This window comes from Marinobacter sp. MDS2, assembly GCF_030718085.1.
Classification (GTDB): domain Bacteria; phylum Pseudomonadota; class Gammaproteobacteria; order Pseudomonadales; family Oleiphilaceae; genus Marinobacter.
The window spans coordinates 1,234,007-1,252,936 of the sequence record NZ_JAVAJF010000001.1; the positions used below are offsets into that span (position 1 = coordinate 1,234,007).

16 protein-coding genes are annotated in these 18,930 nt (G+C 56.3%); 6 read left to right on the forward strand and 10 right to left on the reverse strand.

What is annotated here, in order from left to right; all coding sequences use genetic code 11:
• Window positions 1–11: 11 nt before the first annotated feature.
• The 5 genes from Q9245_RS05965 to Q9245_RS05985 form a co-directional block, all read right to left on the reverse strand.
• Window positions 12–1,208 carry a multidrug effflux MFS transporter gene (locus tag Q9245_RS05965; protein WP_305896275.1) on the reverse strand — a complete coding sequence of 399 codons (1,197 nt, stop codon included), beginning with the start codon at window positions 1,206–1,208 and terminating at the stop codon, window positions 12–14.
• A 77-nt stretch (window positions 1,209–1,285) separates the two neighbouring features.
• Entirely contained in the window at window positions 1,286–1,717 is a 432-nt protein-coding gene (locus Q9245_RS05970) for a DUF4124 domain-containing protein (protein WP_305896276.1), read from the reverse strand.
• A gap of 104 nt (window positions 1,718–1,821) precedes the next feature.
• Window positions 1,822–3,030, reverse strand: a complete 1,209-nt coding sequence (glcF, locus tag Q9245_RS05975; protein ID WP_305896277.1) for a glycolate oxidase subunit GlcF — start codon at window positions 3,028–3,030, stop codon at window positions 1,822–1,824.
• Window positions 3,031–3,032: 2 nt separating this feature from the next.
• Complete coding sequence (glcE, locus tag Q9245_RS05980; RefSeq protein ID WP_305896278.1) at window positions 3,033–4,100, reverse strand: glycolate oxidase subunit GlcE; 1,068 nt, start codon at window positions 4,098–4,100, stop codon at window positions 3,033–3,035.
• Complete coding sequence (locus Q9245_RS05985; protein WP_305896279.1) at window positions 4,093–5,565, reverse strand: FAD-linked oxidase C-terminal domain-containing protein; 1,473 nt, start codon at window positions 5,563–5,565, stop codon at window positions 4,093–4,095. Before Q9245_RS05985 ends, glcE begins: the two co-directional genes overlap by 8 nt.
• A 253-nt stretch (window positions 5,566–5,818) precedes the next feature.
• Between Q9245_RS05985 and Q9245_RS05990 the strand changes: the two genes are divergently transcribed.
• The 5 genes from Q9245_RS05990 (at window position 5,819) to astE (ending at window position 10,158) form a co-directional block, all read left to right on the forward strand.
• The gene (locus Q9245_RS05990; protein WP_305896280.1) at window positions 5,819–6,589 is read left to right on the forward strand and encodes an ABC transporter ATP-binding protein; all 771 of its coding nucleotides are present in this window, start codon (window positions 5,819–5,821) and stop codon (window positions 6,587–6,589) included.
• Window positions 6,590–6,677: 88 nt separating this feature from the next.
• Window positions 6,678–7,424: a transporter substrate-binding domain-containing protein gene (locus Q9245_RS05995; RefSeq protein WP_305896281.1), complete on the forward strand. Its 747-nt coding sequence runs from the start codon at window positions 6,678–6,680 to the stop codon at window positions 7,422–7,424.
• A 50-nt stretch (window positions 7,425–7,474) separates the two neighbouring features.
• Complete coding sequence (locus tag Q9245_RS06000; RefSeq protein WP_305896282.1) at window positions 7,475–8,179, forward strand: ABC transporter permease; 705 nt, start codon at window positions 7,475–7,477, stop codon at window positions 8,177–8,179.
• 3 nt (window positions 8,180–8,182) lie between these two features.
• The gene (locus Q9245_RS06005) at window positions 8,183–8,905 is read left to right on the forward strand and encodes an ABC transporter permease (RefSeq protein ID WP_305896283.1); all 723 of its coding nucleotides are present in this window, start codon (window positions 8,183–8,185) and stop codon (window positions 8,903–8,905) included.
• Window positions 8,906–9,108: 203 nt separating this feature from the next.
• Window positions 9,109–10,158: a succinylglutamate desuccinylase gene (astE, locus tag Q9245_RS06010; protein ID WP_305896284.1), complete on the forward strand. Its 1,050-nt coding sequence runs from the start codon at window positions 9,109–9,111 to the stop codon at window positions 10,156–10,158.
• 25 nt (window positions 10,159–10,183) lie between these two features.
• Here astE and Q9245_RS06015 read toward each other — a convergent pair whose 3' ends face one another.
• Together Q9245_RS06015 and Q9245_RS06020 are read right to left on the reverse strand one after the other, a co-directional pair.
• Window positions 10,184–13,210: an efflux RND transporter permease subunit gene (locus Q9245_RS06015; RefSeq protein WP_305896285.1), complete on the reverse strand. Its 3,027-nt coding sequence runs from the start codon at window positions 13,208–13,210 to the stop codon at window positions 10,184–10,186.
• Window positions 13,210–14,295, reverse strand: a complete 1,086-nt coding sequence (locus Q9245_RS06020; protein WP_305896286.1) for an efflux RND transporter periplasmic adaptor subunit — start codon at window positions 14,293–14,295, stop codon at window positions 13,210–13,212. Before Q9245_RS06020 ends, Q9245_RS06015 begins: the two co-directional genes overlap by 1 nt.
• A gap of 166 nt (window positions 14,296–14,461) precedes the next feature.
• Here Q9245_RS06020 and Q9245_RS06025 point away from each other — a divergent pair, with 166 nt between their 5' ends.
• On the forward strand, window positions 14,462–15,082 hold the full coding sequence (locus Q9245_RS06025) for a TetR/AcrR family transcriptional regulator (protein WP_305896287.1): 621 nt from the start codon (window positions 14,462–14,464) through the stop codon (window positions 15,080–15,082).
• 7 nt (window positions 15,083–15,089) lie between these two features.
• On the opposite strand, the gene astB is transcribed toward Q9245_RS06025, so the two are convergent.
• The 3 genes from astB to Q9245_RS06040 all read right to left on the reverse strand — a co-directional run bounded on the left by astB (window position 15,090) and on the right by Q9245_RS06040 (window position 18,785).
• Complete coding sequence (gene astB / locus Q9245_RS06030) at window positions 15,090–16,430, reverse strand: N-succinylarginine dihydrolase (RefSeq protein ID WP_305896288.1); 1,341 nt, start codon at window positions 16,428–16,430, stop codon at window positions 15,090–15,092.
• Window positions 16,411–17,508 carry an arginine N-succinyltransferase gene (gene astA / locus Q9245_RS06035; protein ID WP_305896289.1) on the reverse strand — a complete coding sequence of 366 codons (1,098 nt, stop codon included), beginning with the start codon at window positions 17,506–17,508 and terminating at the stop codon, window positions 16,411–16,413. Before astA ends, astB begins: the two co-directional genes overlap by 20 nt.
• Before the next feature lie 62 nt (window positions 17,509–17,570).
• Complete coding sequence (locus Q9245_RS06040; RefSeq protein ID WP_305896290.1) at window positions 17,571–18,785, reverse strand: aspartate aminotransferase family protein; 1,215 nt, start codon at window positions 18,783–18,785, stop codon at window positions 17,571–17,573.
• Between the last annotated feature and the right edge of the window lie 145 nt (window positions 18,786–18,930).

Consider the following 18,930-nt stretch of genomic DNA (forward strand, 5'->3'; position numbering starts at 1 on the left):
AGCGCACCAACTCAGCTGGATGAAACGGCCAGCTCCCGTGCCACCGCGTTAGGCCCGCCCCACGCTAACATCACCGCGCCTATCGAGCATACCAACATACTCGCGACGATGGGCAACAGAGCCTCGCCGCTGACCGACGAAGATACCGCACTGACAATCCCCGCAATGGTGAACTGTGATGCCCCCAGCATAGCGGAAGCCGTGCCACCAAGGTGCGGGAAGAACTCCAGCGCGTTGGCCATGTTATTGGGTACGATCCCGCCTTGGCAGCCAATGGCCGCAATAAGGCAGGCGGCTACAGCCCAGAACGGACCGTCGAATAAAACCACCGTCACCAGCAACAATAGCGCCGTGCATTGCAGCAGCACTTGGGCTCTGAGCAAAACCACCGAGGTGAATCGGCGAAGCAGCGGTCGGTTGGCCAAATTCATCACCGCCATCAGGACGATGTTTGCGGCGAACAACATCGCAAACGAGCTATTCGATACGCCAAACCATTCCTGATAGATGAAAGAAGAGTGGGTAATAAAAAGCATCATGGAGCTGAAGCACAGCACCTGAATGCCCACAAAACGCATGGAGGTTTTGTGGCGCAGCACCAGCATGTAATTGGTTACCAGCGTTTTCACGGGCGTGAACGTTCTCGGCCGTGGTTTAAGCCTCGGGAATAACGCCAGCTTCAACACCACCGCAAGGAACACGCTGTAAGCCGCCAGCACCAGGAAAATCCAGTTCCAGTGACCCAGCGCCAGCATGGCAGCCCCTAGGGCCGGAGCCGCCGCAGGCGCTATAAACATGATCAAACCAATCAAGCCGAACAGTCGGGCGGCGTCTTGCCCGCCAACCTGGTCCCGCACAATCGCCGGCACAGACACTGCACAGAAAGCACCGCCAAAGCCCTGCACCACGCGCCAGAACACCATTTCACTCAAACCACTCGCCAACGCCACCATCACCGAAGCCACCGCGAACACCGCCAAGCCAAACAACAATATGTGCCGACGACCGTAGCGGTCTGACAAGGGGCCACCCACCAGCTGCGCCAACCCCATGGTGGCGACATAGGCACTTAAGGTCAGCCCCACTTCTGCATGGGGAACCGCAAAATCTCGGGCAATGCTTGGGAAAGCCGGCAAATACGCATCCAGAGCCAAAGGCCCCAGGGCGACGGTCATGCCAAGCAGTAGAGCGAGCTGAAAATGGGACAAGATCTATCTCCTTTTGTTAGGTAGATAGCTAACGGCAACTGGCGATAAATCTCAATGCGCGCTAACCGAGGGGCAACCTAGTCCAGCACGCAGTGGCTGCTGTACAACTGGCTGACCTTTCTGCGCTTTTGCCTCAGGCTGTTGCCCCGGTCATTACTGTACCCGGCTCTCAACTGCACTTGTATCCGATCGAGTTGGGCGCGGTATTTGTCGCACTGCGATACTTTTAGCTGATCTTCTTTCGTTGCCTTGGCATATCGTCGTTTGGACTTTGATCGCAACATACGCTCAACCGACTGCCGGCTCTGGCGAACTTTTTCGGATTGGCGAATGTTCTCACTTAACGGCACGGTGACCGGCTTGCGCACCGTAATGGCAGAGTGGCCCTCAAGGTTCGGCGGTGTATCAGAGAAATGAATCGAACCGCGGGCATCGGTCCAGCGGTATATTTCAGCGCGGGCAGACAGCGCTGTTAGCAGGCACAGCAACACAACTGCAATCCTTGGCATGGTTTCACATCCTGTGAAGTCTTGTTGTCGAATACCCGATTGCTCACCCAACCGGGCCAAACCTGCAACGATACTGCAAAAATGGACAGAACTCTGGCACAGAGTTATCGATCCAGTAATTCGATCCAATGAATTACCGGCACCGGAGCTTTGGTTTCGAGGTACAACTGGCACCCGACGTTCGCCGTTACGATACGCTCTGGATTATCCACCGTCAGCGCCTTCAATTTGTTATCCAGCAGTTTCTGGCTCATTTCCGGCTGGGTGATCGAGTAAGTGCCCGCCGAGCCACAGCACAAGTGCGCATCCTGAGTAGCCGCCAACTCGACACCCGCTTTTCTCAGCACTTGTTCAACCACTCCGCTTTGTTTCATCGCGTGTTGCAAGGTACAGGGACAATGGAACGCCACTTTCCCCTGCGCTTCTGGAACCTTCAAGGGCGCCAGATCTTCGTTTAGCAGAAACGCCCCGAGATCCACACACAATGCACTCACGCGCTTGGCTTTGCCGGCGTAGACAGGATCGTCTTTGAGCAAATGGCCGTAGTCCTGCACCATGGCTCCGCAACCCGACGCGGTCATCACGATCGCTTCGGCCCCCGCTTCTATGGCTGGCCACCAGGCATCAATGTTGCGGCGCATTTGCTCCAGCCCGCGCTCGTGTTCAGACAAGTGATAATTCACCGCACCACAACAGCCTGCTTCCTGCGCTTCCACCAGCGACACGCCCAGTTTATCCAGCACTCGGGCAGCAGCTGCATTGGTGTTCGGTGCCGCAGCCGGTTGAGCACAGCCCGCAAGCGCCAATACCAAGCGTGGATGGTTCGAAACCGGCCATGGGCCAGATTTGCGGCGCGGCGGTATTTTGGTACGTAACTGACCCGGCACCACGGGCCGAACGGCCTGCCCTACGCGCAGCAATGGGCCAAACAACCGACGTTCTGGCAACACCCGAGTTAACGCCCAGCGCAGCCACCTCTGCTTAGGCGGGCGGGGCAATTCTTTTTCCAGCAAGCCACGACTGATATCCACCAACCGGCCGTATTGCACGCCCGAGGGGCAGGTTGTCTCGCAGCTTCGGCAGGTCAGACAACGGTCCAGATGCTCACGGGTTTTTTCGGTAACTTCGGTCCCTTCCAGAAACATCTTCATCAGGTAGATCCGGCCTCTGGGGCCGTCTCGCTCGTCGTTCAGCTCCTGATAGGTTGGGCAGGTGGCGGTGCAGAAACCGCAATGAACGCAGGCCCGCAGAATCTCTTCAGCCTCCTGACCTTCGGAGGTATTGGCGAACTGTTGAACCAGATTTGTTTGCATAATTACAACCAACTGTAGAGACGGCCGGGGTTGAACAACCCATCGGGATCAAAAGACTGTTTCACGCGGCGCTGGATTATTTTCAAAGCCTCCGGCTGACTGTGCATCACCTCACCGGCGCGATCTCCGCCGCGAAACAAACTCACCTGACCGCCTGACGCTCGCGCAATAGGCTCAAGATCACTCAGCTCTGCTTCCCCGCGATACCAGCGCTGCGCCCCCGCCCAATCCATCATCCATTGGCCTTCCATAACCGGCAAGGTGGCGGCAGAACCTACCGAGAACCGCCACAGAGGCGTGTCCATATCAGCAAAGAAGGCGTGCCTCATATCCTGTAACTGCCGCCAAAACTGCTCACCATCCTCCATGATGGAGCCTTGCCATTGCTCTGCTGTGGCCTCAACCGCAGAACGAGCGCCCGACAACTTTAAATAGACTTTGCCCTCGACCCAGCACGCGCCCGAGACGGGTTTAGGCTCACCGGCCCGGCGGTTCATATAACCCACCGCCTCTTCCATGGGCATGTCCTGCACCAAGGTAAGCGTGGCGGCCGGTTTAGGCATCACCTTCATACTGATTTCTGTAATCACACCCAGAGTGCCCATGGCTCCGGCTTGCAGGCGCGAGACATCGTAGCCCGCAACATTTTTCATCACCTGCCCGCCGAAGCGTGAATGCTCGCCTTTGCCATTCAACAAGCGAACACCCAGCACCTGATCCCGCACGGAACCGGCCCAAGGCCGGGACGGGCCAGAAAGATTGCACGCCAGGGTGCCGCCAATGGTCGATGCCTCTCCGAAATGGGGTGGCTCAAAATGCAGGCACTGGCCTTGCTCGGCTAAGACCGCTTCTATTTCCGCCAAAGAGGTACCCGCTCGCACGGTGAGCACCAGTTCCACCGGATGGTATTCAACAATGCCAGTATGTTCACCAAGACTCAGCGTGTCCGCATCCGGATCGGCGGTGCGGCCCATGAAAGCTTTGGTACCGCCACCGACAATATTGAGTTTCCGGTTATTATTGCGGGCGTGCTGCACCTGCTCTTGAAGCAGGTCAATTTGATCAGCCATGATGCGCTCCCGCTTGCTCGTGCCTGTGTTGCTTGTGTTCAAGAGAGCGGTATTCCTGACAGAACTTCAGCGAGGGCACACCCTTGCCGGGGTTCAGAATACCCAGCGGATCAAATGCCGCTTTTACATCGTGGAATTGCTGCAACTCCTGGTCGTTGAATTGCACGGCCATTTGCCGGATTTTCTCCACACCCACTCCATGCTCACCGGTAATGCAGCCACCCACGGCCACGCACAATTCCAGAATTTTGCTGCCGAAGGCTTCAGTTCTCTCGAATTCACCCGGAACATTGGCATCGAAAAGAATCAATGGGTGAAGGTTGCCGTCGCCGGCATGGAACACGTTGGCTATCCGCAAACCGAACTCTTCCGACATCTTTTCCATTTCCAGCAGAACTTTGGCCAGATGCCGACGCGGGATGGTGCCGTCCATGCAGTAATAGTCCGGTGATATCCGGCCCACAGCCGGGAACGCGGATTTTCGACCTTTCCACAATAAGGCCCGCTCTTGTTCATTTTTGGACGTGCGTATTGAGGTAGCGCCTAACTCGCGGAATAGCGCCTCAGCTTCGGCAATGTGTTCGCTCACCTCTTCCTCGGTTCCATCCACTTCGCACAACAGCAGTGCCTTGGCCTCTCGGGGATACCCTGCACCGCAGAAGTCATCGGCGGCAATAATGGCTTGGCTGTCCATCATTTCCAGCCCGCCCGGAATTATGCCGTGGTTGATTACGCCGCCAACTGCGTCGCCGGCTTTTTCAATACTGTCGAAGCCGGCCATGATCACTCGGGCGACCTCAGGGATAGGCAACAGCTTCACTGTCACTTCGGTGACCACACCGAGCAAACCTTCAGAGCCCGTCAGCAAGGCCAGCAAATCCATGCCGCAACTGTCCAGTCCATCGCTTCCCAAAGTCACGCGTTCGCCTTCGGCGGTGATGACTTCCGCGCTGAGCAGGTTGTTTACCGTTAGCCCGTATTTGAGGCAATGCACGCCGCCCGCGTTCTCCGCCACATTGCCGCCAATGGTGCACGCAATTTGCGAGGACGGGTCTGGCCCGTAATAAAGGCCATATGGCGCAGCCTGTTCACTGATCGCCAGGTTGCGCACGCCGGGCTGCAAACGTGCCGTGCGGCGGAGCGGATCAATGTCCAGAACCCGGTTAAACTTAGCCAGCGACAACACCACGCCCTCCTTGTGTGGCATGGCTCCCGCGCTCAATCCTGTGCCCGCCCCACGAGCAACCACCGGCACCTCATGCTCATGGCAGATGCGCATCACCCGCTGGACCTGCTCGACGGTTTCCGGCAATACCACGATTAAAGGAAGCTCCCGGTACATCGCCAAGCCATCGCATTCGTAGGGTTTGAGCGTTTCGTCATCGGTAATCACGAACTCGGGCTCTATAAAGGAACGAAACAGCTCCGCCAATTGCGCTTTGTTTGCCTTTGCTTTGCTCATCATCTGCTCTTTTATTGTTTTACGCGCCAGTCTAAACAGTAGCCGAAACCTGTTTGGGCACAAGCCGACCAAAGCCCAAGTCGATTCCATATAGGCAGCCCTATGCCGAAACACTTGCATTGATGAACGAATCCGCCAAAATGAACGACACGTTACAGCCTCAACTTTCACGAAAATCCAACAAAATGGTGTTGATTTCCGCGGCGACAGTCCGTAAAACATGCGCCTTTGAACGACAGCCCCCAGGAGTCACCCCATGGCGGATGCAGCGCCTCTGATTTGTAGGGACATTCACAAAACCTTTAACGACCTCGAAGTTCTCAAGGGCATTTCCCTTGAAACCCGTAAAGGCGACGTCGTGTCTCTGATTGGCAGCTCCGGCTCTGGCAAGAGTACTTTCCTGCGCTGCATCAACTTGCTGGAAACCCCCACCTCTGGCGACATCATCGTTCACGGTGATCCCGTTCGATTCAAACACAACCGGAAAGGCGAGCGGATCCCTGCCAGTAACCGCCAGGTTGAGTTGATTCGTGCGCGTCTGTCTATGGTGTTCCAGGGTTTTAACTTGTGGTCACACATGACCGTGCTGGAAAACATCATCGAAGCACCGGTCAATGTACTTAAGGTCCCCAAGAAAGAAGCCATCGAGCGCGCCGAAGCGTATTTGAACAAAGTCGGCATTTACGAGCGCAAAGATTACTACCCGGCACAGATGTCTGGTGGTCAACAACAGCGGGCAGCCATCGCCCGGGCTTTGGCGATGGAGCCAGAGGTCATGTTGTTTGACGAGCCAACGTCGGCGTTAGACCCCGAACTAGTGGGTGAAGTATTGAAGGTAATGCAGAGCTTGGCCGAGGAAGGCCGCACCATGATCGTGGTCACTCACGAAATGGCGTTTGCAAGGGACGTGTCGAGCCAGGTGCTGTTTTTGCATCAGGGCGTAATTGAAGAGCAAGGTTCACCGGAAAAGGTGTTTGATCATCCGGAATCTGAACGTATGCAGCAATTTCTTGCTCCCAAGTTCTGAACACCGATGCTATCTTGAAACCGGAACCAGATTAGAAAACTTCCATAAAAAATAAAGCCTGAATGGCAAACGAGTGGAGAAGTGACACATGAAAAAATTATTGATTGCAGCAAGTTGCGCTATGGCCATGTTCGCCAGTGGCGCACAGGCTCAAGACCTGCGCATTGCGTTTGACGTACCCTACGAGCCGTTTGAATACAAAGATGACAACGGTGAACTGACCGGTTTCGAAGTAGAGCTGGCCAGCGCCATGTGTAAAGAGCTGGAAGCCAATTGCGAATTCGTTATCCAGGCTTGGGACGGTATGATTCCTGGCCTGATCGCCCGTAAATTCGATTTGATCATGTCGTCCATGTCGATCACCGAAGAGCGTGCCAAGCGCGTTCTGTTCTCGGAGCCGTACTACATCACACCGGGCGGATGGTTCGGCCCTGAGTCGTTCAATACCGATGTGACCGATCTGGAAGCCATGAAAGGTAAGACCGTTGGCGTTCAGCGCGGCACCACCATGGACACTTACGTTACTGAAAACATGCACAGCGCTGTAACCATCAAACGTTACACCACCGCTGAAGACATGGTTCTGGACCTCGAAGGCCAGCGTATTGATGTGGCGTTTGTAGATTACCCGGTTGGCGAGCAAACAATTCTGAACCGCGACGGTTACAAAGAAGTGGGCGAGCCTGTGAAGCTGGGTGAAGGTGTTGGTGTTGCCATGCGCAAGCGTGACGCCAAGCTGGCCAAAGAGATCAATGCCGCTCTGAAGACTCTGAAAGAGAACGGCACCTACGACTCCATCATGGCCAAGTACTTCAACTACGACATCAAGATTTAAACCACTCCGGGAGCAGCCTGCGGGCTGCTCCCAGCATTCCGGACTCTCTCATGCTTGATCTGAAAGGCTATGGCCCCGCCCTCGCAGAAGGTGCCGTGGTTACCATTGAGCTGGCATTCCTGTCGTTGGCACTGGCGGTTACTCTTGGCCTGCTAGGCGCATCGGCCAAACTTTCTGGCAACCGCGTACTGACGGGCATCGCCACTGCCTACACCACCCTGATTCGGGGCGTACCCGATTTGGTGATGATGCTGTTGTTTTATTATGGCGGCCAGGTGGCGGTAAATGCCCTTTCAGATTATTTGTGGGAAACCCGGGAAATTGATTTCTTCTTCCAGTTCGACCCGTTCATCTCTGGCGTGGTCACTATCGGTCTGATTTTCGGCGCTTACATGACGGAAACCTTCCGGGGTGCCTTTCTGGCGGTCAATGTCGGACAGATCGAAGCCGCCAAAGCTTATGGCTTTACCCGCTGGCACACGTTCCGACGAGTGATGATTCCGCAGATGATGCGCCATGCCTTGCCGGGCATCGGGAACAACTGGCAGGTTCTGCTGAAAACCACAGCACTGGTTTCCATCATCGGCCTTACCGACATGGTGCGCGTGGCCGAGGAAGCGGCAAAGGCCGAGCGCATGCCGTTCCATTTCTTTATTCCTGTTGCTGCGGTTTATCTGGCGCTGACGGCAGGCACTGAGTTGTTCATCCGCTGGCTTGATAAACGAGCCAACGTCGGCGTGGTTCAGGGGAATTAAACGATGCCTGATTTTATTGCCGATTGGCTGAATTCCAACGAAATTTTCACCGTCATGACGCTGATGGAATACTGGGACGGGCTGGTTACTACCGTGCACCTGGTGTTTTTGTCTTTGGTCATCGGGCTGATTGTGGCGGTGCCTTTGGCGATTCTTCGCACGGTGAAGAATCCGTTTGTCTCTGGCCCTATCTGGCTGTACACCTATTTGTTCCGGGGTACGCCATTGCTGATTCAGCTGTATATCATTTACTACGGTGTGGCGCAGATTCCGGGCATTCAGGACACCTTTTGGTGGGAGATTTTCAAGGAACCGCTCTACCCTGCTTTGCTGGCGTTTACGCTGAATACGGCGGCCTATACTACTGAGATTATTCGCGGTGCCATTATGTCTACGCCGAATGGCGAGATTGAGGCGGCGAAGGCTTACGGTATGAATTGGTTTTTGCGGATGCGGCGGATTATTCTTCCGAGCGCGGCGCGGCGGGCGGTGCAGGCGTATTCGAATGAGGTTATTTTTATGCTTCATGCGAGTGCCATTGCGAGTATCGTGACGATTGTGGATCTTACCGGGGCTGCGCGGAATATTTACTCGCGGTTTTACGCGCCGTTTGACGCGTTTATTTTTGTGGCGCTGATTTATTTGGCTTTGACGTTCATTCTGGTTTTCGTGTTTCGTAAACTGGAAAATCATTTGTTGCGGCATCAACGGCCGGCCAATTCCTGATTCTTTTAGTATTGGTGCAAGGCTAGGTGTCGGGGTGGTCTTGCCGAGAACCGCTACGAGCACATCCATGTGCGCTTCTCTCAGGCCATCCTTGGCCTTCGACATTCTCGGCAAGACCACCCCGACACCCAGCCCCGAACCTGTTCCTGGGTCTAAGTTCGGCCCGCTCCGGTAATCACAAAAACTATACGGGAGAGGGTTTCATGATTACGCTCACACACCTTTTCGGCATTTCTCCCGACTGGCTTTCGCACACCCTTTCTCACGCGGCTTCTGCTCTCCCTGAAACCACCTCGAAACTTGCCGACGGCACCCACGTTGCCCGAATCGCCAATGGCGTGCTTTGGCTCACACCGCCAGCTGAAAGGGATAACCCGAACCGCGAGGCGTTGATTGTTTCGGCGGGGGTTCATGGTAACGAGACGGCGCCGATTGAGGTGCTGAACGGGCTGGTGTCGGAGTTACTTGCGGGTGAGTGGCCGCTGGCTTGTCCGTTATTGCTGATACTCGGGAATCCCCCTGCCATGGTGGCCGGGCAACGGTTTTTGGATGTGAACATGAACCGGCTGTTTAATGGCGCGCACGGGAAGCCAGAGTATGCAGATTTACCGGAAGCAAATCGCGCCCGGTTTCTTGAGGAGGTCTGTCGGGCCTTTGCGGATGAGCACTCTGATCTTGCGTTGAGCCACTACGATTTGCACACGGCAATACGGCCATCAAAACAAGAGCGCTTTGCCTTGTATCCGTTTGTACCGGGTCGTTCCGTGCCTCGCGGTCAATGTGCTTTTTTGTTGGAAGCCGACGTGGAAGCGTTGTTGCTTCAGCATAAAACGTCCACGGTGTTTTCTTCGTTTTCTGCCAGCCAACTGGGTGCCGAGAGTTTTACCGTAGAGCTGGGGAAGGTTCGGCCGTTTGGTCAGAATGATTTGCAGCGTTTTAACGGTATTCAACAGGCGTTACGACGGCGTTTTCGTGGTGCGCCCGCGCCAAAGGCCCAGTGCACGGAACAACTGACGGTGTTTGAGGTGGTGCATGAGGTTTTGAATACCGGGCCGGGGTTCCGGTTTCATGTGCCCGATGATGTGTCGAATTTTACCCTGTACCCGCCGGGCACGGTGATTTGGGAAGACGGCGAGAATTGTTACCGTGTTGGCGCGGAGCCCGAGGGGATTGTGTTCCCGAATCGGGAGGTTCCGGTGGGGCAACGAGTGGGGCTGATGGTGCGAGCGCAAACAAAACGTCAGGCGGGATAGTGAGCCACTACCCCGCCTGAATTCGTTATGCCGGGGCGTTTTCGGGTTCAGCCACCGGTAATTTGATGAGTTTGGTGCACACCGCCGGGATCACCAACAAGGTCAGTACCGTTGAAGCCAGCAAGCCGGAGATGATCGCCCAGGCCATGGGTGGCCACAGTGTGGAGCTGGAGAGTGCCAGCGGCAGCAATCCGGCCACGGTGGTGGCGGTGGTCAGCAGGATTGGCCGGGTGCGGCGTTCTACTGCGGTTCTGACCGCATCTTTGATTGCCCTGCCCTTTTCCAGCTCGCGATCCATTACGTCCAGCAGAACGATGGCGTTGTTGACCACGATGCCTACCAAGGCAATAACTCCCAGCAGCGATTGGAAGCCGAAGGGCGAGCCAGACAGCACCAACCCGGGGAATATTCCCACTGTTGCCAAGGGCACGGTCAGCAGGATGATGCCGACACGGCGGAACGAGTTGAACTGCAGCAGCAGGAAGAACAGCAACAACAGCATGCCTATGGGAGCCGCAGTGAGTAGCGCGCTGTTGGCATCGTTGGACCCTTCAGCGTCACCGCCCATTTCCAGCCGTGTTCCGGGTGGCAAGGGGTTTTCCGCCAACGCTGCGTTCAATCCGTCCAGCGCCTGGCTGAAGCTGTAGCCTTTGGTAAGATTGGCCGTCACCGCGTTCACTCGGACGCCGTTGCGCAGGTATCGTGCTGCCGGCTCCCAGGTGGTTTCAACAGTTGCCACCGCAGACAACGGAATGGCATCGCCGCGGCTGTTGTAGATGTTGACCGACAGCAAACGCGACAACGACAACAAGGTACCCTCACGCGAGCGAAGCACGATGGGGATCGGGTCTTCTTCCTGGCGATAGCGTTCTGCCATGGCACCAAAACTCTGTCCGTACAGGCTTTGTGCTACGTCCGCACGGGTCAGGCCATAGCGGGCTGCGGTCGCGTCATCCACATTAATGGCGATGCTCGGCACACCGATGTCCAGATCGTGACGAACGTCTACCGTGCCTTCCACATCGCGAAGGACCGAATAGATCTGTTCAGTTGCCAAGACTCGGGCATCGTCATCGGCATGGTAGACACGTACTTCAACCGGCGCAGTGCGTGGTGGCCCCTGTCCCAGTATCCCCACAGAGATATCCAGTTCCGGCAGGTTTTGGGCTACCTCTTTGCGAATCTTTCGAACCAGATCGGTGGTGTCTGCCAAGGTGGGCGTTCGCACTACAAGGCGGGCCCGGTTCGGTGATTGCGGTGCACGCTGCAAGTTGTAGTAGAAGCTTGGGCCGGTAAAGCCGACAAAGCGGTGCACTTCCAGCGCTTCGGGCTGAGTGCGAATGGTGCGCTCAAGGCTCTCGGCCACTTCTGCAGTGCGGGCCTGATCGGTGCCTTCCGGCATGTACATTTCGACGATCACCCGCGGTCGGTCTGCGTTCGGGAAGAATTGCTGAGCCATAAACGGCGTTAAGCCGACACTGATCGCAACAAGCAAAGCGCCAAAAGCAATCAATTTTTTCGGGTGTTTGAACACCAAACCACCGAGGAAACGAGCGAGCCCAACCAGTCGATCTTCACCTACATTCTTGCGAGCTTTGAGGAAACGTATCGCCAACAGAGGCACCGCCGAGATCGCCAGCAGATAACTGACCGACAGCGTCAGCATAATCATAACGGGAACACCGCGGGTGAAGTCGGCCGCGCCGCCTTTCGCCATCAACAGCGGAGCAAAGGCTGCCAGCGTGGTACCGGTGGAGGCGCCCAGCGGCCCCGCCAGTTCACCAACCGCTTTCTTCAAGGCATCCAACCGGCGCATGCCGGCATCCAGATAGCCCTGAATGCTTTCCACAATTACGATGGCGTTATCGATGAGTATACCGAGCGAGATCACCATACCGATCACGGCAATCTGATGCAGTACGCCGCCACCGAGGTCGTAGAGCCCGACACTGATCATCGCCACCATCGGCAGGATGGAGGCCACCAGCAGCCCCATTCGAATGCCCATGCCCGTAAACACCACGGCCACGATGATCAAGACCGAGAACACCAGGCTCCAGGCCAGATTATCCAGGCGGTCTGAAACCTTGTCGGGCTGGAAGAACATTTCCCGCAGCTCGTAAGGCTCAAAGTCCGGGCGAATCTCGCCCAGCCTGTCGCGAATTCGCTCACCGAAGCGAATGGCGTCGGTATTGCCTTCTTCCATGATCAGCGACACCAAGACCACCCGCTCGCCATCAAACCAGGTTTCGGGCTGGCGCGGCTCAACAGGCCCACGCCATACTTCCGCGGCGGCTGCGAGAGGAACCTGCGAACCGTCTGGCAGCTCAATAGGCGTGGCCCGAATGGCTTCGATGTCACTGAATTCCGAATTCGGCAAGACAGAGAGTCGCTTACCGTCCACTACGACAAAACCGCCGGGTGTGGTTTGGTTCCGTTGCGACAGGGTTTGCAGCACACGCTGCGGCGAAATCCCGAGTCGGAATAAAGCCGCATCATCCAGAGCGAGAGTGATCTGTTCGTCCACCTCACCTTCAAGCTCGATGCGTGAAACACCGGGAATATCCGAAAGGTTTTGTTTGAGGCGCTCTGCGGCTTTAGACAGTTCGGTTATCGACGGCGAACCGCCCACGGCCAGCACCACCGCAGGAATATCAATCAGCCGGTCGTCCAGGCTCATCTGCCCCACACCGTCGGGGAAATCCTGCTTGGCGCGCTCCATGGCCTGGCGTACGCGATCCCACGCAGCATCGGTATCGTAAATACGATCAAGCAGTTTGATTCTCGCCAAGGCCACGCCGGTTCGGGCGGTGCCCTGACTGAAGTCGACCTCTTCAACCTGCCGCAGTTCATCGGTCAACGGCCGCAACACCAGCCGTTCAACCGCTTCGGCACTGGCTCCCGGGTAATTCACCGAAATCATACCCGCGCGGTATGGGAAGGAAGGATCTTCCTGGCGGGGCATGGTGCTGTAGGCTGCGATGCCCAACAGGCAAAGCATGGTAACGACCATGCCCAGCAGTCGTTGATAATTAAGCAGGCTACGGGTCATCAGCGCACCTCCACGGTGTCGCCATCCACCAATCGTGTCATGCCGGCATACACCACCTGATCACCAGGCTGAAGCTCGCCGGGGTGCACCATCACTCGCTCACCGATCACACGATCCACTTTCACCGGTACCCGGTGCGCTACGCCATCGCTCACCCGATAAACGCTGGTGCCGGTAGCATAGCGCACCACCGCCAGCATGGGGACGGTCACCGCGGATTCCCGAACCGGCGTAACACCCACCTCAACCGGCTCGCCGGAGGACAACGAATTTGCCGGCAAACTGACCAACACCGGATGCAGCTCCCCGCGAATCGAACTGCCTTGGGCGATTTCTATAACCGTACCGGTTTCCGGCGAGCGGTTACGATCCTGAACCTGCCAGACCGGCAGTTCCATCCCCACACGCACATGACTCAGCAAATGCGCCGGCACCCGGATTTCAACTTCCCGGCCCAGCGGTGAGGACAAACGCATCACTGGCTGCCCAGCCGAAACAAACTCGTCGCGCTCAACCAACAACGCTTCTACCTGGCCCGCAAACGGTGCTTTCAATACGCTTTCTTCGAGCAGATGAGTCGCTTCCGACAACGCGGCTTGCGCGGTGGCCATGCTGGCTCGAAGGGAATCGCGGCGTGCTGCAATCTGCTCCAGATTTTGCTCCGACACAACGCCACGCTTATGCAAACGCGCCGAGCGCTCCCACTCTCGCTGGGCCTGATTAAACTGGGTTTTCAACTCTTCAAGCTTGGCCGCTGCCGAATCCTGAGCCGGTTGCAAAGCGGGGTTGTATAGCGCCGCCAGCGTATCGCCAGGTTTCACCATCTGCCCCAGCTCAACCGGCCGCTCTTTGAGGGTACCGCTGACCTGAAACGTGAGCGTAGCGCGCTGGGCAGCTCGAACAATGCCGGAGAAGCGCAGTGGGATTTCCTCTACCTGCCCCCCGGTCACATCGGCAACACGAACCGATACCGCCGCCGAATTTTCCGCGGCTTCGCTGCTTCCGCCACGACACCCGGACAACAACAGCATCGCAAGCACAAGGGTCATTACGGTAAATGGGAGAGATCGTTTAGTGGGAGACATGAACAGACAGCCCTTTCCCTGAATGATGGGTGGTGGGCATGCCGGTCCAGGAATTACAGGCAGCCCTACTATGACGACATAATGTCATTCTTTGACAATTTGTCAATAATAGGTTTTCATCGATACTTATCCACCGCCCAACCATCCCCTGAGGTAACCGCAAGCCATGAATGAGCCGTTGAAATCACGCCGGGAAAAGGAAAAACAGGCACGATACAGCGCCATACTGGATGCGGCCGAAACCGTCTTTTCGGACAAGGGCTACGACCGCACGTCGATGGACGACATTGCCCGCACCGCCAACCTCAGCCGGGCGCTGCTATATGTGTATTTCAAAGATAAAGCGGCTATTCAGATGGGCATCATGCAGCGAGCGGGGCAAAATCTGGTGGAGCGTTTCAAGGCCACTCATTGCCCGAACCATACCGGGCTGGCACAGATAAGGGCCATGGGTGAGGCCTACTACAAATTCTATCGGGAAGAACCGGAATACTTTGCCGCACTCACCAAAGCATCCACCGTGATTGCCGACGTGGATGAAGCCCAGGCAGCAGAAATGCTTTGTTCCCGGGATGAGCTGATCAGACTCATGGTGGCCGCCCTCCAAAAAGGCCTGGAAGACGGCACCATGAGTAAAGAGCGTATTACCGATCCGACCCAGACAGCTCTCTATTTACGCGGCGCTTTGCACGGCGTGATCATGCTGTGCGAAGGCGAAAGCATGCCTTCCGACACGCTGATCCAGCACACCATGGACATGCTGTCACACTCGATAGCAACCCCGTAAACCGGCTTTACCGCTGAAAATCGTAGATAGAGCCCAGCTGCAGTATGCCGGTGAGTTCGTCCAGCGCCTGTCGCACTTCATTCAGTAACTTCGGGTCTGCGAGGTCTTGCTGAACGAGCCGGTCGCGGTAATGGGTTTCCACCCAGGTTGTCAGGCGCGCGTAAAGTTCGTCGGTTAGCACAACACCCTGATTGATTGCGTGGCGCTCTTCGTCATTCAGAACCACCCGCAAACGCAGGCACGCAGGGCCGCCACCATTGCGCATGGACTGTTTCACATCCATCACTTCGACCGAAGTAATCGGGCCGTCGGACGCCACCAACTCATCCAGATACCGGCTAACCGAAGCAACCTCCCGACACTCTCCCGGCACCACCAGCAACATGCCGTCCGGACTGTTCAACAACTGACTGTTGAACAGATACGAAGACACGGCATCTTCCAGAGGCACCTGCTGAGGGGTTACTTTGATGGCTTCCAGCTCGGCACCCAACAAACGCTCGCGAATCTCCGCCAATACCCGCTCTTCATTGAGAAATGCCAACTCGTGGTAAAACAGGCAGTTGCCATTCCCTACCGCGATTACATCGTTATGAAACACACCGGCATCAATCGCCGCCGGGTTTTGCTGGGCAAACACCCGATTCGCATCAGCCAAACCGTGCAACCGCGCGACCGCCTGAGAAGCTTCAAGCGTTTGGCGCGCCGGGTACATCACCGGCGCAGGAGCTTGCTGATTGAAGGCTTCCTGCCCGTACACGAACAATTCAACCCCCGGTTCACCATAATGGCCACACAAGCGCGTATGGTTGGCAGCACCTTCATCGCCAAAGTGACCGACGGACGGCAACGCCGGATGATGCGCAAAATACTGCTCGTCCCGGAAAATAGCCTTCAAGGCCCGCCCGGTAACGGCGTGCTCGATTGAGCGATGGAACTTGGCACTGAGATTAGCCGGAGTGAAATGCACCCGATGGTCGGCCGTATCGGCGCTGGGCGAAACCGTGGCTGCGTTTGCCGTCCACATGGTGGATGCCGACGATACCGCCGCCAGAATAGCCGGAGCCTGCTTGGCGGCTGCTCCGAGAATCTGGGTGTCGCTGCCCTCGAAGCCCAGCGCGCGCAACGTCGGTAAGTGGGGGCGCTCATGAGGCGGCAACACGCCCTGCATATAACCGCGATCGGCCAGCGCTTTCATTTTTGCCAGGCCTTGCAGGGCGGCTTGTTTCGGATTGGATTCCGCGTTTACATTCGATTTGGACGCAACGTTTCCCCAGGACAGCCCCGCGTAGTTGTGGGTTGGCCCCACCAACCCATCAAAATTAGCCTCAACTGCGTGTTTTGCCATCGTTAACCCCTATCGAGTCTTCCAGATGAATGGGCGAAAGGCCGCCGTCTTTCAGGGGCGCCAAACGAACGGTATCACCGTTTTTTAGATGCAAGGCTTCAGCCATCGCCTGCGGAATGGTTACGGTATCTTGCCCAATGCAGCTCATTGGCAGAGTGGTCAGCCGGAAGTTATTGAACGAACGGTTGGACACCATCACCCGGTGTTCCGCAGGCACATCTAGGTCTATGGGTGAATCTCCCACAACCACATCCCGGTTCAGGGAGTCGCGCACGGTTCGAATGGTGTGCAAAAAGGCTTCAACCACCGGGCCGCCGTCAAAGATATCGACCAGCCCATTGAAATTGAAACCTTCGGCTTCGAGCATTTTGAGTGCCGGGCGGGTGTTTTCGTGCACCTGGCTGATGACTTCTCTGGCGGAATCGGGCAACAACGACAGGTAAATCGGGTACTGGGGCATCAGTTCGGCAATGAAGGACTTATTACCCAATCCGGACAACCGGTCAGCTTCCACAAATTCCATATCAAAAAACTTGCTGCCCAAGGCGTTCCAGAGGGGGCTTTGCCCCTCTTTATCCGACACCCCGCGCATTTCAGCAAACACTTTGTCCGAAAAGAACTCCCGGAAGTCATCCAGAAACATAAAGCGACTGCGAGACAGCAACAAACCATTGCCGCCCCCTTTATAATCATCCGCCAGCAACAGCGAACAGATTTCAGTGGCATCGGTCATGTCGCTGGAGATGTGAAGAGTGGGCGTCCGAACATGCACACCCAATTCTCGAGAGGCGTTAACGGTCAGGCTCAGTCGATAGTTGTAGAACACCTCATCCTGACCTACCCGAGCCTCAATACCGCTGATGCCAACCACCCGTTGCGCTTCGGTATCTTCGAGCGCAAACAGATAGAGAGCCTCTTCCGGCTTGCACTGTTTGCTAAACGAATCGACCGCCCAGTCGATTTTACGTTGCAGCAATTCCCGATCGGCCGGCAGGGTGGTTAACCCCTTACCGGCGCTTTGAGCCATGGCGTACAGATCTTCGAGATCCGCTGGTTGCATCGGGCGAACAATCAGCATACTCCTCCCTCCCTCTGTTGTTCAGAGTGTGGGCGGCCCTGGCGTCAAGCCACCGTTTATTGTTATTGCGCCAGCTTTTTCACTGCGGTTTCAAAACGCTCGAGCGCTTCATCAATGTCGGTTTCGGGAATAATCAGCGATGGTGCCAGGCGCACAACGTCGGCACCGGCCACCAGAACCATCACGCCCTCTTCCAGCCCGGCCGCCAAAAAGTCTTTGGCCCGACCTTTCCACTGTTCGGTCAGCACACAGCCCAGCAACAAGCCGGCACCCCGAACTTCGGAGAAAATGCCATAACGCTCACCGATGGCCATCATGCCCTGCCGCAACTTTTCAGAACGCTCATTCACGCCCTTCAAAATCTCTGGCTGGCTGACGGTATCAATCACCTTCTGCGCCACCGCACAGGCCAAAGCGTTGCCCCCGTAGGTGCTGCCGTGCGTTCCCACAGCCAGGCTCGCACCCACCTTTGCGGTTGTCAGCATGGCCGCAACCGGGAACCCGCCGCCCAAGCCTTTGGCACTGGTCAGAATATCCGGAATCACACCATACATTTCGTACGCGTACAAATGCCCGGTACGGCCAACACCTGTTTGTACTTCATCGAAGATCAGCAGTGCATCGTTGTCATCGCACAGCTGCCTCAGCCCTTTCAGAAACTCCGGGTCTGCCGGTACGACGCCGCTTTCGCCCTGAATCGGCTCGATCACCACGGCACAGGTTTTCTCTTTGGAGATGAGGGCTTTTACTGAATCTAGGTCATTAAAATCGGCGTGATGGATACCGCCCGGCGCCGGCTCAAAACCTTCGAGATACTTGTGCTGGCCACCAACGCTGACGGTAAACAAGGTGCGGCCGTGGAAGGCATTCTTGAAGGAAATGATTTCGTGCTTTTCCGGGCTGAAGTGATCCCATGCGTAACGGCGAGCCAGCTTGAAAGCTGCTTCGTTGGCTTCGGCGCCGGAGTTCGCAAAGAACACACGCTCTGCAAAGGTATGGTCACACAGGGTTTTCGCCAATCGCAGGGCCGGTTCGTTGGTCATGACGTTAGACAGATGCCAGATTTTCTCTGACTGCTCCTGCAGCGCCCCCAGCAGCCCCGGGTGCGCATGCCCCAGACTGGTCACCGCAATGCCGCCCTGAAGATCCAGAAACTCTCGGCCTTCCTGATCCCACACGCGGGAGCCCTCACCTCGCACCGGGATGATATTTCCGGGGGCATAGTTGGGCACCATTACTTCATCAAACAATTCGCGGGAAACAGGTTCTTTGTTCATGGATTTCTCTCAGTGACTCATTACTAAGTGACAGGTTGAATCCACCATAATACGCCTCTGATCGCATAAGAACAGCCCATTGCGACATCGCCCTGCCTGCACCTCTCCCCCTGATTAGACGTTGGTCTATCTCATGCATTTTTTG